Origin of the sequence: Picosynechococcus sp. PCC 73109 (assembly GCF_001521855.1) — a bacterium.
GTDB lineage: Bacteria > Cyanobacteriota > Cyanobacteriia > Cyanobacteriales > MRBY01 > MRBY01.
This window is the reverse complement of the sequence record NZ_CP013998.1, coordinates 1,424,037-1,439,069: the sequence shown is the minus strand read 5'-3', so window position 1 is coordinate 1,439,069 and position 15,033 is coordinate 1,424,037. Positions and strand designations below refer to the sequence as shown.

The 15,033-nt window shown below is 50.7% G+C and carries 11 protein-coding genes; 4 read left to right on the top strand and 7 right to left on the bottom strand.

The window, feature by feature from the left end; all coding sequences use genetic code 11:
- Positions 1–8: 8 nt before the first annotated feature.
- Positions 9–476: an SsrA-binding protein SmpB gene (gene smpB / locus AWQ23_RS06935; protein WP_012306970.1), complete on the bottom strand. Its 468-nt coding sequence runs from the start codon at positions 474–476 to the stop codon at positions 9–11.
- 151 nt (positions 477–627) lie between these two features.
- Positions 628–2,937 (bottom strand): ribonucleoside-diphosphate reductase subunit alpha, encoded by a 2,310-nt coding sequence (locus AWQ23_RS06930; protein WP_232308982.1) that lies wholly within the window; start codon positions 2,935–2,937, stop codon positions 628–630.
- 280 nt (positions 2,938–3,217) lie between these two features.
- Between AWQ23_RS06930 and AWQ23_RS06925 the strand changes: the two genes are divergently transcribed.
- Complete coding sequence (locus tag AWQ23_RS06925) at positions 3,218–4,822, top strand: radical SAM protein (protein ID WP_062433777.1); 1,605 nt, start codon at positions 3,218–3,220, stop codon at positions 4,820–4,822.
- Positions 4,823–4,828: 6 nt separating this feature from the next.
- On the opposite strand, the gene trpC is transcribed toward AWQ23_RS06925, so the two are convergent.
- On the bottom strand, positions 4,829–5,713 hold the full coding sequence (gene trpC, locus AWQ23_RS06920) for an indole-3-glycerol phosphate synthase TrpC (protein ID WP_062436567.1): 885 nt from the start codon (positions 5,711–5,713) through the stop codon (positions 4,829–4,831).
- 96 nt (positions 5,714–5,809) lie between these two features.
- Positions 5,810–5,926, bottom strand: a complete 117-nt coding sequence (locus AWQ23_RS06915; RefSeq protein WP_012306966.1) for a photosystem II protein Y — start codon at positions 5,924–5,926, stop codon at positions 5,810–5,812.
- A gap of 204 nt (positions 5,927–6,130) precedes the next feature.
- Between AWQ23_RS06915 and AWQ23_RS06910 the strand changes: the two genes are divergently transcribed.
- From AWQ23_RS06910 to sat, 3 genes are all read left to right on the top strand, one after another.
- Entirely contained in the window at positions 6,131–7,075 is a 945-nt protein-coding gene (locus AWQ23_RS06910) for a permease (protein WP_198158700.1), read from the top strand.
- A gap of 514 nt (positions 7,076–7,589) precedes the next feature.
- Positions 7,590–9,524, top strand: coding sequence for a DNA primase (gene dnaG / locus AWQ23_RS06905; RefSeq protein WP_062433774.1), 1,935 nt, complete (start codon positions 7,590–7,592; stop codon positions 9,522–9,524).
- 83 nt (positions 9,525–9,607) lie between these two features.
- Positions 9,608–10,774, top strand: a complete 1,167-nt coding sequence (sat, locus tag AWQ23_RS06900; protein ID WP_062433772.1) for a sulfate adenylyltransferase — start codon at positions 9,608–9,610, stop codon at positions 10,772–10,774.
- Between the two features lie 87 nt (positions 10,775–10,861).
- On the opposite strand, the gene gyrB is transcribed toward sat, so the two are convergent.
- The 3 genes from gyrB to AWQ23_RS06885 form a co-directional block, all read right to left on the bottom strand.
- The gene (gene gyrB / locus AWQ23_RS06895) at positions 10,862–12,784 is read right to left on the bottom strand and encodes a DNA topoisomerase (ATP-hydrolyzing) subunit B (protein ID WP_062433770.1); all 1,923 of its coding nucleotides are present in this window, start codon (positions 12,782–12,784) and stop codon (positions 10,862–10,864) included.
- Between the two features lie 287 nt (positions 12,785–13,071).
- Positions 13,072–13,665, bottom strand: a complete 594-nt coding sequence (locus AWQ23_RS06890) for a hypothetical protein (protein ID WP_062433768.1) — start codon at positions 13,663–13,665, stop codon at positions 13,072–13,074.
- 23 nt (positions 13,666–13,688) lie between these two features.
- A complete protein-coding gene (locus tag AWQ23_RS06885; protein ID WP_062433766.1) occupies positions 13,689–15,029 on the bottom strand; it encodes a DUF4335 domain-containing protein in 1,341 nt (446 codons plus the stop codon).
- Positions 15,030–15,033: the final 4 nt, after the last annotated feature.

The window sequence follows — 15,033 nt, the reverse complement described above, 5'->3', positions numbered from 1 at the left end:
AATTTAGCTTAATAACGTTTCAAGGCCCGCGCCATTTCCCGGCTATCCTGGCGACGTTTAATCGTTTCGCGTTTATCGTGGAGTTTTTTCCCACGGCCAAGCCCCAGACTGACTTTTACTAAGCTGCCCTTGAGATACATTTTTAAAGGAATCAGCGTCAATCCCTTTTGTTCTAGTTGACCGATCAAGCGGCGAATTTCTTTACGATGCAACAGCAATTTGCGATCGCGCTTGGGTTCATGGTTAAAGTACTGGCCACTGGCAGTATATGGCGAAATATGCACATTGAGCAGCCAGGCCTCGTTGTTGCGAATTAACACATAACCGTCCCCTAGGTTCACCTTGCCCGCCCGCACCGATTTAACCTCCGTTCCCTGGAGCTGAATCCCGGCCTCTAAGGTTTCGAGGATTTCATACTGGAAACGGGCTTTACGATTATCACTAATGATTTTGATCGGTTTTTTGGTGTCTGCCATAGGGTTTTGAACAACTGCGGAACAAGAAATATGTAATCTCTAATCCTAACAAATTCCCCGAAACCCCTGATCCCTTTCCCACCAGGCGCTTAATGAACCGCAATGGTCAGCAAAAGTGCCCGAACAGCCCATCGTTGTCGATACAGGTTTTTTAATTCGCGCAGGCAACACACCCTTCTGATCCCTCTTTAAAATCATCTTTTTGTACGGTGCGGATATAGTAAATTGCCTTGCAACCTTCAGCCCAAGCCAGCATCAAGATTTCAAAAATATCCTTTGCTTTTAAGGCCCGTTCTGGTTCGTTCGGGAAATAAATGCCTTGGTTGAGATTGAAAATCAATTCCATTGAGATGCCCGTATCGATCCACTTTTGCATCGTCGCAACGGCTTTGACCACAAGACGCTGATCCATGCTTTTGTTTTCTTGGTAGAACCAGAAAGATTTACCGATAAACGGTGGCGCAATGGGAACGGTGCCTTTTGCCCATTTGTCATAGAAAAATTTGCTGTAGGTCGGCAAAATACTGGCGCTGCAACCCTGGACGAGGGAAGAAGAAGTATTGGGGGCGATCGCCGTGATGTGGCTATTGCGGATCCCGTACTTTTGTACATCTTCACTGAGGCGTTCCCAGCGGTCTACTGCGTGGGCATTTTCTCGATACCAAGTAATCGGTTTCGCGCCGATTAAATGTCCCTTACTCCATTCACTACCCGGAAACCCAGGGTAAGCACCCCGTTCTTGGGCGAGGTTTACAGAGGTGCGAGTGCAGTAGTAGCCAATGTCTTCAAAGAGGTGATCGATGGCCTCAATATTCTTATAGGAAAGCTTATTTTTCGCGAGCCAATCTGCCAAACCCATCGCCCCCACACCAATGGTGCGGTAACGCTGGTTGTGGATGCTGCTGTCTTCAAAGGGAGTGTTGGTAATTTCGATGGTGTTATCAAGGATGCGCACCGCCACTTCGCAGGCATCGGCTAATTCATCAGCTTCAATATTCGCCAAGTTTAAAGAGTCGAGATTGCAGGTGTGGGCGAGCTGACCCGGCACCACATTGGAAAAAGATTCGACGCACAAATTGACCCCAGGAATGTAGCCCTCGTGTTGGTTCGGGTTAGCGCGGTTGATGGTGTCTTTAAAGGCGATGTAGGGCATCCCAGTTTCGATCTGCGATCGCATAATTTCCTTAAACAGGTGCCGGGCATCGACTTTTTTGTAAAGCTTAATGTCTTGGTCGAGGCTTGCTTCGATTTGACGGTAGGCCGCGTCGAATTTTTCGCCCCAGAGGGCCGCGAGATCAATGCCGAGATTTTCTTTAACTTCGTAGGGATCCACCAAAGTCCACGCTTCTTTGTGTTGTACCCGCCGCATGAACTCATCGGTGACCACCAACTGCGGAAATACATCGTAGGCCTTGCGCCGTTGATCGCCGTTTTCGGTCTGCATTTCGAGAAATTCTGGCACATCTAAATGCCACACATCGAGGGAAACAGTAATCGCCCCGGCTCTGCGGCCCCCCTGATTAACGGCGATCGCCGTATCGTTGAGGAGTTTAATCCAAGGAATAACGCCCCCGGAGGCATTGGCCTTGCCCATTACGCGGCTACCCGTGGCGCGAATCCGACTAACATTACAGCCGACCCCGCCGCCATTTTTCGAGATCCGGGCGGCATTGGTGATTTCGCGGAAAATACTTTCGAGGTTGTCTTCCATGCCAATGATGAAGCAGGAAGAGAGGGAGCCATTGGGAATCCGCAGGTTGGCGAGGATCGGCGTTGCTAAGGAAATCTGCCGTTGGGCGATCGCCTCGTAGAATTTTTTCGCCCACTTTAGCCGATTTTCTGGTTTTTCCGGGAGAGCAAGGAGGAGCGCACAAGTCAAAAATGCTTCCTGGGGCAGTTCATCATCCAGCAGATAACGCTTGGTGAGCAGCACCGCTCCGGCATAGTCATAGTCCATATCCCAATCGGGATTGATCCAGCCATTTGCAATTTCTAGCTCCGCCGCACTGTATTGCAATAGCCGCTCGTCGTAGGCTTTTGCGGCTACTTTATCCGCCACGAGCTGGGGATATTGACCATACTGATAACCACGCGCCACGAGGGTATCTTTCCAGAGGCTCCAGATGTGGAGACGCCCAGCCACATAACGCCAGTCCGGTTCTTCGGGACTGCACATCTCCAGGGCACATTGAATTAAATTTTCTTGAATTTCGCGGGTGGTAACCCCATCTTTGAGGCGCGTTTTTAGCCCGGCTTCCAGTTCGATGGTGTTGGCCTCTAAATCTTGACAGGCCCACTGCACCACGTTGCGAATTCTGGTGACATCGAGGGGAGCCCGTTTGCCACTCCGTTTGATCACATAGGTCTGGGGTTTCGTCGGTGTTACCGCCCTGGAAGCAGAGTAGGTAGCCGTAGCGCTGGGGGTGCTTCTGGAGAGGGCAGTATCTTGACGGAGATCCATAGGGCAGACGGGATTAATGGGGTGAAGTGACAAAAAAGTCCTGTTCAGAGATAGCACCATATTTATGGTGAAAAACAGGAAGCTTGCATATACTAACACTAGATAAGCTTAGGAAACAAATAATTTTTTTACAGAAATTTTTAGTCAATTTAGGGTATCTACGCTAGGAAACGTTAGGAGAAGATCCGCCATTTTCTGTCCTCTTTGCGGCGATCGCCAATCGCTGAGGGGACTCCCTTACAATGGCAAGGGTACAAAACTTTTTCTGACCCTGACGACTTTGTTTGAGCAAGAACGCCTCCTCTTTGATCCTGTAACACCGACGGCCAACGCGATCCCCTTGATTTTTGCCTTTCCGAATACCTACACCGTGGGGATTACGAGCTTGGGCTACCAATTGGTATGGGCAAAATTTAGCCAACGGCCCGATGTGGATGTGTGTCGCCTGTTTACGGATTTAGAGGAAAAACTGCCGTCCCAGCCAGAAATTGTCGGCTTTTCTTTTTCTTGGGAACTGGATTATACAAATCTCTTTAGCTTGTTAGAAAAACTAAAAATTCCACTACGGGCAGCCGAGCGTGGCGAACAGCATCCCCTTGTGTTTGGGGGGGGGTCGGTGTTGAGTGCTAACCCAGAACCCTTTGCGGACTTTTTTGACGTGATCCTCCTGGGAGACGGGGAAAATCTTCTGGATGAATTTATCGATCAATACCAAGGAATGCGCCAAGGCGATCGCCAAACCAAATTACGTCACCTCGCCCAAACGCCGGGGATCTATGTGCCTAGTCTGTACGAAGTAACTTACCGGGAGCAGACGGGGGAAATCGAAACCATTCGTCCCAAATATCCTGATATTCCCGAAAATGTTGAAAAACAAACTTACCGGGGTAACACTCTTTCGGCCTCGACGGTGGTGACGGAAAAAGCCGCTTGGGAAAATATCTACATGGTAGAAGTGGTGCGTAGTTGCCCAGAGATGTGCCGCTTTTGCCTCGCTAGCTATGTCACCTTGCCCTTCCGGACGGCCAATTTAGAGCAGTCCTTGATCCCGGCCATTGAGCGGGGTCTTAAAGTTACGGATCGCCTTGGTTTGCTCGGTGCTTCCGTGACCCAACACCCGGAATTTGAACAACTATTAGACTACCTTTCCCAACCCCAATACGCCGATGTGCGTTTGAGTATTGCCTCGGTACGGACGAATACCGTCACGGAAAAACTAGCCCGGACTCTTGCGGCACGGGATACCCGTTCGATCACAATCGCCGTAGAAAGTGGTTCGGAACGGCTCCGGGAGATTGTCAATAAAAAGCTCACCAACGACGAAATTATTACCGCAGCAGTGAACGCAAAAGCCGGCGGCCTCAAGGGGATTAAATTCTATGGCATGGTGGGCATTCCAGGGGAAGAGATGGCCGATGTGGAAGCAACCATTGCGATGATGCAGGCTGTGAAAAAAGCGGCCCCAGGCTTGCGTTTAACCCTCGGTTGCAGCACTTTTGTCCCCAAAGCCCATACGCCTTTTCAGTGGTTTGGGGTAAACCCAGCGGCAAAAAAACGGCTGCAATTCCTCCAAAAGCATCTCTGCTCCCAGGGCATGGAGTTCCGGCCCGAAAGCTATAACTGGTCTGTGATTCAGGGGTTGCTTTCCAGGGGCGATCGCCGCCTCTCTAGCCTTTTAGAATTAACCAGGGATTACGGTGATACCCTCGGCAGCTACAGGCGGGCCTTTAAGGAACTGAAAGGCAAAATTCCCCCCCTAGATTTCTATGTGCATCAGGATTGGGCGACAACTCAGGTCTTACCCTGGCAGCACTTAAACACGGCTATCCCCAAGGTCACCATCGAAAAACACCTGGCAACGGCGGGAGTGCCCCTCCAGGTTTAGCCCAATCTAAAACTGAAATAAGTCGGCGATCGCCTTCCTAGGATCCGGCTGTTTCACGAGAGATTCGCCGATTAACACTGCCTTTGCTCCGGCTTCTTTGACAAACTGGAGATCCAGGGGCGTATGTAAGCCTGATTCACTGACAACGCGGACACCCTTAGCCTGGAGTTCAGCGCGACGACTTTCCAGCAATATGGTGGTTGTTTCCAAATCGACGGAAAAATCTTCTAAATTACGATTATTAATCCCCACGAGGCTGACCCCCTCGATGGCGAGGACGCGATCAAGTTCCGCGAGGGTATGGACTTCCACCAGGGCGGTCATCCCTAAGCTGCGGATAATTTTGACGAAATAGGCGAGGTCTTGGTCACTGAGGATCGCGGCGATCAAAAGAACCGCATCGGCACCATGGCTGCGGGCCTTAAAGATTTGATAGGGATAAATAATAAATTCTTTGCAGAGCAGGGGCAGATCGACGGCATCGCGCACGAGGCTCAGGTTTTCGAAGCTCCCCTGGAAAAACTTGTTATCGGTGAGGACTGAGAGGCAACTGGCTCCCCCGGCGGCATAACTTTTGGCGATCGCCACAGGATCAAAATCTTCCCGAATTACCCCCTTACTAGGCGAGGCTTTTTTTACTTCAGCGATGAGGGCTGGCTGGGTCTTCCCATGGACTAAGGCCCCCAGAAAATCTTTTGCGGGCGGCACCGTTGTGACCCGCTGGCGTAGCTCTAGCAGAGAAACCTTATCGCGTAGTTGCTCCACTTCTTTTTCTTTATGCCAAACAATTTCTTCCAGGATGTGCTGGGGTTTGGCATCGGGCACCGCCACTTGGTACTGCAAGATGCTGACGTTAACGGGACGGCTGGGGTGGAGACGACGGATTTGCACAGTCATAGATTTGCTGGGGATGAAAAAGCAACCCCTAGGGGCTGCTCCTGTCAAAAACAAAGGGTAATTTACGCGAAAAGCAGTAGAGATAAAGACTTATTTCTTCGTTTGCATATTGCGGAGTTGGTTCAGGGCAGCCGCAGCAATGTTAAAGATTGCCCAAGAGCCAGCGATGATTACGGGAGCTAAAACAACAACAACTCGCCAATCCATGGTTTGATTCCTCTCAGTTAAAAAATGATGATAAACAAAGTTTTTCAATTCTATACTAATAACCCATTAAGCTCCTTTTTCCAAGGGTTGCAAGAAGATCCCCAGGGGGGTGTCTGACCGGGGCGATCGCCGCTCAAAATCGAGCAAAAGACCAGGGATCGGTTAGGGTAAATGGAGCAATTTTTCTGGAATTTAGGTGTGGTAATGGTCGCTTTGCAACAGTGGTTTACCCTGATGATCGCCCAATGGCTGATCCTTTGGCCCTGGCTTTTTGTGGGGGTATGTCTCTCGACGGTGGCTTTAATTTTTACGCCCCGTCCCTGGTGGGAAAAAGTTCTTCCCCAAAGCGCCTGGTTACAATTACTGGCTGGTCTTGGCCTCGGCTTTATCCTACCTGTGGGTCAAGTGGGCGGGCTGCCCCTTCTGCGACGGCTCCTGTGGCAATCCGGCTCCTCGGTGGGGGCGATCGCCTTTTGGCTGGGGACTGTTTCCCTGAGTCCCTTTGTGCTCGCTAAATTCTGGCAGCAGCTACCTGGACGGGAGGGACTCCTGTTGTTCTATGGCAGCCTGAGCCTAGGGATTTTGCTTTTAATTGCCAGTATTTTTGTGGGGGCGCGTCAACAACGCAGTTACCAACAGGGAGATCTAGACACTTTTTTGTATCCGGCGATCGCCCGCCCCAGTTCCCACCGCATTCCCAATACCCAACCAGAAACCCTGGCGCCACCGAGTAAATTAACCATTCTGCCCACTTCTCGCCGATTTCGATCCCTCATGGCGAGCCAAAACCTTATGCAAGAACTGCTGGAATGGTCGGTCTGGCTCCTGATCGCCTGTGGTGTGATGGCTTGTGGCCAAGTCCTTTTCCCCCTAGAAACATTACTCAGCCACGGTATGACGGGTCTATTTGGCGCGGGGATCTTGTACGCCGTTCAACCGACACAAATGGCGGCGATCGCCGATCTGATCTTGGGCAATAGTAGCCCTGGTGTTGCCCTTGGCTTTCTCCTGACTGGGACTTTCTTCAATGGCATCACCCTAATTTTGTTGATTAATGTTGTCCGCTGGCGGGCCTATTTTTATCTCAGTCTGCTTTTGGGGTTGACCCTCTTGGCCCTGGATCTATGGCTGAATTTTTATGTTTTTTAATCTTTTGTAAGTGCCTACTTTTAGTGGCCCAAAGAAAAATCACGTTCCCCCAGATCTCCTGGATTGGGTGATATCGTTAGAGACAAGAAGCAAAGCGCTTCTCCTGGCAGATTAAACAGCTTAATCTAAACAATAGAAAAAAGAGGTGAAAACGCTGTTCCAAACTACGTCTGTCCATCCATATCCAAAAGCAATAATCCTCACGAACATTCGCTATTTTCCAGAGTGCTGAACAGGGGAGTTTGATCAAGGCTAGTTCTTTGGCAGCTCCAAAATTTTCTGAAATAGATTCGGAAAAGCAAGCTTGAGTATTCGGACTGGATTCTTGTTTTTGTCATGAACTCTCTGTTACACATTCGTTTATCAACTGCACATTCTCTAAGCTCACAGTTTGTGGGCTTTTTTTGTGGGGAGAAAGCCAAGGACAGATCAATTTATTGTTTGTAGCGGCGCACCCGGAGATTTTCTTTTATCTTTAAGGATGCATTCTGTTTAGATTTTTGCGACGTAATCTATGGCCTACCCCTCGATTCATCCTGACACCATCGAAGAAATTCGCGCCAAGGTTGATATTGCGGAGGTGGTATCTGATTATGTGGTGCTCAAAAAGCGGGGCAAGGATTTACTGGGGCTTTGTCCGTTCCATGATGAGAAGACCCCCAGTTTTACAGTAAGTCCGACGAAGCAGTTCTATCACTGTTTTGGCTGTGGGGCAGGGGGCAATGCAATCAAGTTTTTGATGGAGATCAATAAGTCTCCCTTTGCCCAGGTGGTGCTGGACTTGGCCCAACGGTATCAAGTCCCGGTCAAAACCCTCGAACCAGAACAGCACCAAGAGATCCAGCGGGAACTGTCCCTCAAGGAGCAGCTCTATGAAATTGTGGCGATCGCCAATGATTTTTATCAATACTCCCTACGGCAACCGGAAGGGCAAACGGCCTTAGCTTATGTCCGCGAGCAACGGCGATTAACGGAAGCAACGATTCAAAACTTTGGCCTGGGCTATGCGCCGGGGGGCTGGGATACCCTCTATCACTACCTTGTGGAACAAAAACGCTATCCCATCGAACTGGTCGAAAAAGCAGGCTTAATTAAACCGCGCCAGTCTGGGAACGGCCATTATGATCAGTTCCGCGATCGCCTGATGATCCCGATCTACGATGTCCAGGGTCGGGCGATCGCCTTTGGCAGCCGCACCCTCACGAACGAAGAACCGAAATATCTCAATTCCCCAGAAACGCCCTTATTTGATAAGAGCCGGACTTTATTTGCCCTCGACCAAGCGAAGGGAGCGATCGCCAAACAGGATGCTGCTGTGGTCGTAGAAGGCTATTTTGATGCGATCGCCCTCCACGCAGCGGGTTTTGAAAATGCGGTAGCTTCCCTCGGTACTGCCTTTACCCAGGGGCAGATTAAACAACTGCTGCGCTACACCGATTCCAAGCAAATTATTTTTAACTTTGACGCAGATAAGGCGGGGATCAAAGCCACCCAACGTACCCTCACAGAAATTGAACCCCTCATTTACAGTGGCCAGGCCCAGGTGCGAATCCTCAATCTCCCTGGGGGCAAGGATGCGGACGAGTTTTTGCAAACAGACCAAGGCCCGGCGCAGTATCAAACGGCCCTTACAACGGCGCCCCTCTGGCTCGATTGGCAACTGGAGCAAATTTTGCTGGGCCAGGATGTCACCCAAGCCGACCAATTCCAAGGGGTGATTAAACAAATGATTCGCCTGATCGCCAAAATTGATCATCCGAGTTTTCGGAGCCATTACATCGCTAAAGCCAGTGAACTCATTAATCACGAAGATTCCCACTACAAAAAACAATTGGAAGCGACCCTTTTGACCCAGGTAAACCGTTTCCGCAAAGCCCAAGCCCGGAATCCGACGGCGACCCCGGAGGTGCAACCAGAGGAGATCGCCCTTTCCTCCCAAACCATTGCCCTCGCCCAGGCCGAAGAATTGCTGCTACGGATCTATCTCCATAGTCCAGCCCAGCGTCACCCCATCGAAGCGCGCCTCGCCGAAAAGGAAGTGATGTTTAGCCTGTCCCACCACCGTTGGCTCTGGCAACAAATCCTTGAAACGCCCCTGGAAATCAAACAAAACCATGTCCATAATCAACTGTTGGGCCGGATGCTTGATATTTTGACCCACCATCCCGAACGGATGCACAGTCTCGGCTCCCTGCTCTACCTCACCGAAACCACCGAAATCGATGTGCGTCGGGCCACCTTGAATATCCATGCGGCGATCGCCACCCTCGAACACGTCAACTGGACCCAGCATCGCCGTTATTGTCAAGAGAAATGGCAAGGCCTCGATCCCCAGCACCCGGATTTTGCCTATTACCTACGGGAATTTGAACAGGCCGACCGCAAACTGAAGGCGATCGCCCAGGAACGGCAATTTTCCCACCTGGAGATCCTCCACTACGAAACATAACTCGCCCCATTCCCACAATGGAACGAACAGAAACTGATACCATGAGAGCTTGCAGATAGCCATGCTTTTATATCCTAAATTTTATGAGTACCCCATCCGGTCTAATTGCGCCCCACGGTGGCCAATTAATTAACCGCATCGCCTCCGACGCCGAGAAGCAAGAATTCCTCGCCCAAGGCGATCGCCTGCCCCGCATCACCCTCGATGCCCGCGCCCAATCCGACCTGGAAATGATTGCCATCGGTGGCTTCAGTCCCCTCAAGGGTTTTATGGAGCAAAAAGACTACGAACTCGTAGTTGAAGAAATGCACCTCAGCAATGGCCTGCCCTGGTCTGTGCCTGTCACCCTCTCCGTTTCCGAAGAAATTGCTGATCCCCTCAAAGAAGGCAATTGGGTACGCCTTGATGATCCCAACGGTCGCTTTATTGGTGTCCTCGAACTGACCGAAAAATACCACTACAATAAAGCCCACGAAGCGATCAACGTCTATCGCACCGACGAAGAAAAACATCCTGGCGTCAAGGTCGTCTACGAACAGGGTGCTGTAAATCTCGCTGGCCCCGTCTGGTTACTCGAACGGGATGATCACCCCCTTTTCCCCAAATATCAAATTGATCCCGCCGCCTCCCGGGCCGCTTTCCAAGAGCGCGGCTGGAAAACTGTGGTTGGCTTCCAAACCCGGAACCCGATCCACCGTGCCCACGAATACATCATCAAATGTGCCCTCGAAACCGTTGATGGTCTATTCCTCCATCCCCTCGTCGGCGCAACCAAGAGCGATGATATCCCGGCTGATGTGCGGATGCGTTGCTACGAAATCATGCTGGAAAACTATTTCCCCCAAGAGCGCGTGATTTTGGCGATTAATCCTTCAGCGATGCGTTATGCTGGCCCCCGTGAAGCCATTTTCCACGCCCTGATCCGGAAGAATTATGGCTGTACTCACTTCATCGTTGGTCGTGACCATGCCGGTGTTGGCGATTACTACGGCACCTATGACGCTCAAAAGATCTTTGATGAGTTTGATCCCCAAGCCCTTGGCATCACCCCGATGAAATTTGAACACGCCTTCTTCTGTAAGAAAACAGAACAGATGGCGACCTCGAAAACCAGTCCCAGTGGCCCCGAAGATCGGATCCACCTCTCTGGCACGAAGGTTCGGGAAATGCTCCGTCGTGGGGAATTACCACCGCCACAGTTTTCCCGTCCCCTCGTTGCGGCTGAACTCGCGAAAGCGATGCATGATTAATTGCTGAATTGCTAATTTTTTAAGAAAAAACAAAACCTCCTTTTCGTTGCGATTAGGAGGCTTTTTGTCTGGTTTTGAAAATGTCAATTAAATATCGAGATCGTCCATGTTGAGTTTGGGGGCATTCATCTCGATAAATTCTCGTCGGGGGGCAACGCGATCGCCCATCAATACCGTAAAAATCCGGTCAGCTTCAGCCGCATCTTCAATCTCAACCCGTTTGAGGGTACGACTTTCTGGGTTCATGGTGGTGTCCCAGAGCTGTTGGGGCATCATTTCCCCCAGACCCTTAAAACGTTGGATATTATATTTCGCGTTATCAGGAAGCTGGCTAATTTGATCTTGCAGTTCGCGATCGCTATAGCAGTAGGCGTGATTTTTACCCCGTTCCAGCTTATAGAGGGGCGGGCAGGCAATATAAATGTAACCCTGATCAACCAATTCCCGCTGATACCGATAGAAGAAGGTTAATAGGAGTGTCCGAATGTGCGCCCCATCCACGTCCGCGTCGGTCATGATCACCACCCGATGGTAACGGAGTTTTTCCGGGTTAAATTCTTCTCCTTTAATCCCTAAGCCCAATGCCGTGATCAGGGACTGAATTTCATTATTTTTATAGATTTTTGCGTCGTCGGTTTTCTCAATATTGAGGATTTTTCCCCGCAACGGCAGAATCGCTTGGAAAGCGCGATCGCGGCCCTGTTTCGCACTACCGCCCGCAGAATCCCCTTCCACTAAATAAATTTCTGTCTTCGCCGGATCCCGCTCACTACAATCGGCTAATTTACCAGGGAGCAAAGAAGACTCTAAAACGGATTTACGGCGCACCAATTCCCGCGCCCGCCGTGCTGCTTCTGCTGCCTTAAAGGCTTGGATTGCCTTTTCTAAAATCGCATCAACAACATTTAAATTAAATTCAAAATATTCCGTTAACACCTCGCCCACGAAGGAATCAACGATCCCCCGCACTTCGGAGTTGCCGAGCTTCGTTTTCGTTTGCCCTTCAAATTCTGGATCGGGCACTTTAACCGAAATTACCGCCGTTAACCCTTCGCGAATATTTTCACCCGCTAAATTTGAATCATTATCCTTGAGCTTATTGCGTTTGCGGGCAACGGTATTCATCGTCCGGGTGAGGACACTTTTTAAGCCTTCAAGGTGTGTCCCGCCGTCAACGGTGCGAATATTATTGGCAAAGCCCAGCAGGTTATCGCTATAGGCATCGGTACACCATTGCAAGGCTACTTCTAGCTGGACACCGTTCTTTTCCCCGGTGACATAAATGATTTCTTCGTGGAGGGGCGATTTTTCGCGGTTCATGTAGGCGACATATTCTTTGATGCCTCCTTCATAAAAATAAGTATTGCTGGCCTGTTTTTCGGAGCGATGATCCGTAAAGACAATTCTGACGCCAGCATTTAGATATGCCAGTTCCCGCAGGCGTCCGGCGAGGGTATTGTAATCAAAAACAGTAGTTTCAGTGAAAATTTTCGCATCGGGCAAAAAACAAACGGATGTTCCCGATAAATGCTGGGGGGCCGGGGCTTCGGCGAGTTCGCCTTGGGGGACGCCCCGTTCGTACCGTTGTTTGTAAGTGGTTTCGTCGCGCCAAACGGTAACTTCGACCCATTCGGAGAGGGCATTAACCACAGAAACGCCGACCCCGTGCAGACCACCGGAGACTTTATAGCCACCTGCGCCAAATTTTCCGCCCGCATGGAGCACGGTCATCACGGTTTCGAGGGCTGATTTTCCGGTACTAGGGTGCACATCAACGGGAATGCCGCGGCCATTGTCGGTAACAGTAACGGAGCCATCAACATTAATTTCAACGTTAATTTCTGTGCAGTAGCCGGCAAGGGCTTCATCGACGGAGTTATCAACCACTTCATAAACGAGGTGATGTAAGCCACGGGGACCAGTGGTGCCGATGTACATTCCGGGACGTTTGCGGACAGGTTCTAATCCTTCGAGAACCTGGATCTGCTGGGCACTGTAATTACTGGTCATGGACGAACTCCGAATTTTGGGCGTAAAAACTCTGTAGCCTGTTTTTGGGTTAAATCAGGCAAAAATTATACCATAAAAGGCTTCTGGGAGGAGTGGGCTGAATTTGCAGCAAGATTTACCAAGGGGGTGGAGCGGGGATTTTGCGGCCCAAAAAAATATATGGAAATTAAGCAAAAAATAAACTCGGGGCGATCGCCATAAAAAGACTCAATGAAGCGGGAAGAAATTAGTACGTCTATTTCACAATTTTAGCGCAGGGGCGAGGGATCAGAAAAAATGTTTGGGAGCTAGAAGATGTTGAGATGTTGGGGTTGTCCGGCGGCGGCAATGAGGCGATCGCAGCCAGATTTGGGGGCGGCCCAGCGATAGTGACATTCCTTCGGGTTGCCCCAGCAGAGGGCGAGGTAAAACTCACCATGGCCCACGTCTAATTCTGCCCATTCAGCGAGTCGACTGGCCCGCTCTAGCTCTGTAAAAGTCAAGGGAGAAAGTTGATGATCGACTAACTGCCAGAGGTTTAAACCAGCGGTGATGTGGTGCCAAAAGTCGAGGACATTTTGTTTCGCCGCCCGGAGAATCGCTTTGTCGCTGTCGATGGCAATGAGTTGTTGGTGAATTTCCGGCAGGCGCAGTTGGCGATCGCCGACGCTGATTTCCCGCCAAACAATGCCGGAAACATGATTTTCCCGTTGGTATTGATGAATCTGTTGGGTAAAGTCCTGACAGGCAAACACTTTTCCCAGTTGGTCTTGATCGAGGGCCATGGTCACGATCGGTACCCCCACCCGCGCATCGGGGGAGAGCAAAAGGCGATCGCCCCGGAGGGTTGCCTTTAACTCTTGGTTGAGGATTTCAATTAAATCTTGGGTGCTGTAGACCATGGCTTTCAGGTGGTCGCTTTCTTCTAACGATAACCTGCCCAAGGACTCACTTCGATCACACCGTTGGGTTGAAAGACCACATTCACCTGGGTCAGCGGTTCCGTGGGCAAGATGGTTTCGCCAGGGACAATGCCCGCCGCCGCTGGTTCTACCAAGGCCGGGAGGGGGGTCTGACCAAGGGCTGTTTTCGCAGCGTTATTATCGGCGACGACAATGGCGATCGCCCCGTCGTTGGTTACCCCTAGGGTATAGGCCAGGGTTTGGGGGATGGTGGCATTTTCTCGGTCAAACTCAGCGGCGATGGTGTCTTTGACCTGTTGGATCAATTGTCGGAGCGTTTCTCCTTCTACTTCGCGGGAGTCAAAATCCAATTCGCTAGAACTTTGAAAGCCATCCCAGGGGCTTACTTCCAGGACATTTCCTGCAAAATTGACCCGAAATTGAGCCATGGCTTGTTCGTTGGCGATCGCCGCTACCTCTGGGGTATGACCCAACTCACCCAAGGCCGTTGTTCCCGTTGTCACCGCAGCACCAGCTAAGGGCTGCACCCCCAAAAGACGACCATCGGTTCCCAGGGCCAAGCGATAGGAAGCATTTTCTGTGGTATCGCGCTCCGTCCAGGCCGAGTCCAAAGTGCCATAGAGATAAGCTTGCATTAACTGAAGATCGCGGTCTGTGGCAATGGTGGGCAAGGTTTCACCGAGGCGATCAAAATCAGCTTCCGTCCAGAGGGCCGTATCCGGTAAAGTTGCGCTGGCGAGTTGTTCCGTTTCTTCCCCAGAGCTAACTTGTTCACTGTCGGTACGTGTTGTTTCCGGCGCTGGGACAAAGAATAATGCAAAGGCCGTTAGGGCTAACCCACTGACGCCAACCAGGGGCGGCACTGCCCGATCCGCAAAGGATTCTTCTGGTACGCAATGGCGACGACTCAGGGGCGTTAGGGGCAAAACAAAATCCGGGAGGGTCAAACCATCGGCAAGGAATTGATCAATGGCTTCGGTTAAATCAAACAACTCCGCCGTGGTTAATTCGAGAGTTTCGGCGGCGCTGCCATCGGGTTGTTGCCAATGGAGATGATGGGTATAGGTTGCTGTTGCTGTTTCTAAGCGAACTTGGCCTTTTGCATCGAGGATTTCGGGGGGGCGTTGGAGGCCGCTTAAAATACCCTGGGCATATTCACTCACGGCTTGGACGAGGTGATCAAAGAAAATTTTCCCACCGCTGAGCACTTTCTGGGAGGTAGTAAAACGACATTCCACATTGGAAAGGATGGTCAGGGTGTCGAGGAGTTTGCCGCTCCCATCATCGAATCCTTCGAGGGTGAGGGTGCAGTTGGGGAGGTTGTATTGGCGACGAATATTCATGGTA

Bases quoted from the DNA above. Each gene is read 5' to 3' on its own strand.
- dnaG (WP_062433774.1), top strand. From the start codon at position 7,590: ATGGCCTACCCCTCGATTCATCCTGACACCATCGAAGAAATTCGCGCC.
- sat (WP_062433772.1), top strand. From the start codon at position 9,608: ATGAGTACCCCATCCGGTCTAATTGCGCCCCACGGTGGCCAATTAATT.
- smpB (WP_012306970.1), bottom strand. From the start codon at position 476: ATGGCAGACACCAAAAAACCGATCAAAATCATTAGTGATAATCGTAAA.
- AWQ23_RS06915 (WP_012306966.1), bottom strand. From the start codon at position 5,926: ATGGATTGGCGAGTTGTTGTTGTTTTAGCTCCCGTAATCATCGCTGGC.
- AWQ23_RS06890 (WP_062433768.1), bottom strand. From the start codon at position 13,665: ATGGTCTACAGCACCCAAGATTTAATTGAAATCCTCAACCAAGAGTTA.
- gyrB (WP_062433770.1), bottom strand. From the start codon at position 12,784: ATGACCAGTAATTACAGTGCCCAGCAGATCCAGGTTCTCGAAGGATTA.
- AWQ23_RS06885 (WP_062433766.1), bottom strand. From the start codon at position 15,029: ATGAATATTCGTCGCCAATACAACCTCCCCAACTGCACCCTCACCCTC.
- AWQ23_RS06910 (WP_198158700.1), top strand. From the start codon at position 6,131: ATGGTCGCTTTGCAACAGTGGTTTACCCTGATGATCGCCCAATGGCTG.
- AWQ23_RS06930 (WP_232308982.1), bottom strand. From the start codon at position 2,937: ATGGATCTCCGTCAAGATACTGCCCTCTCCAGAAGCACCCCCAGCGCT.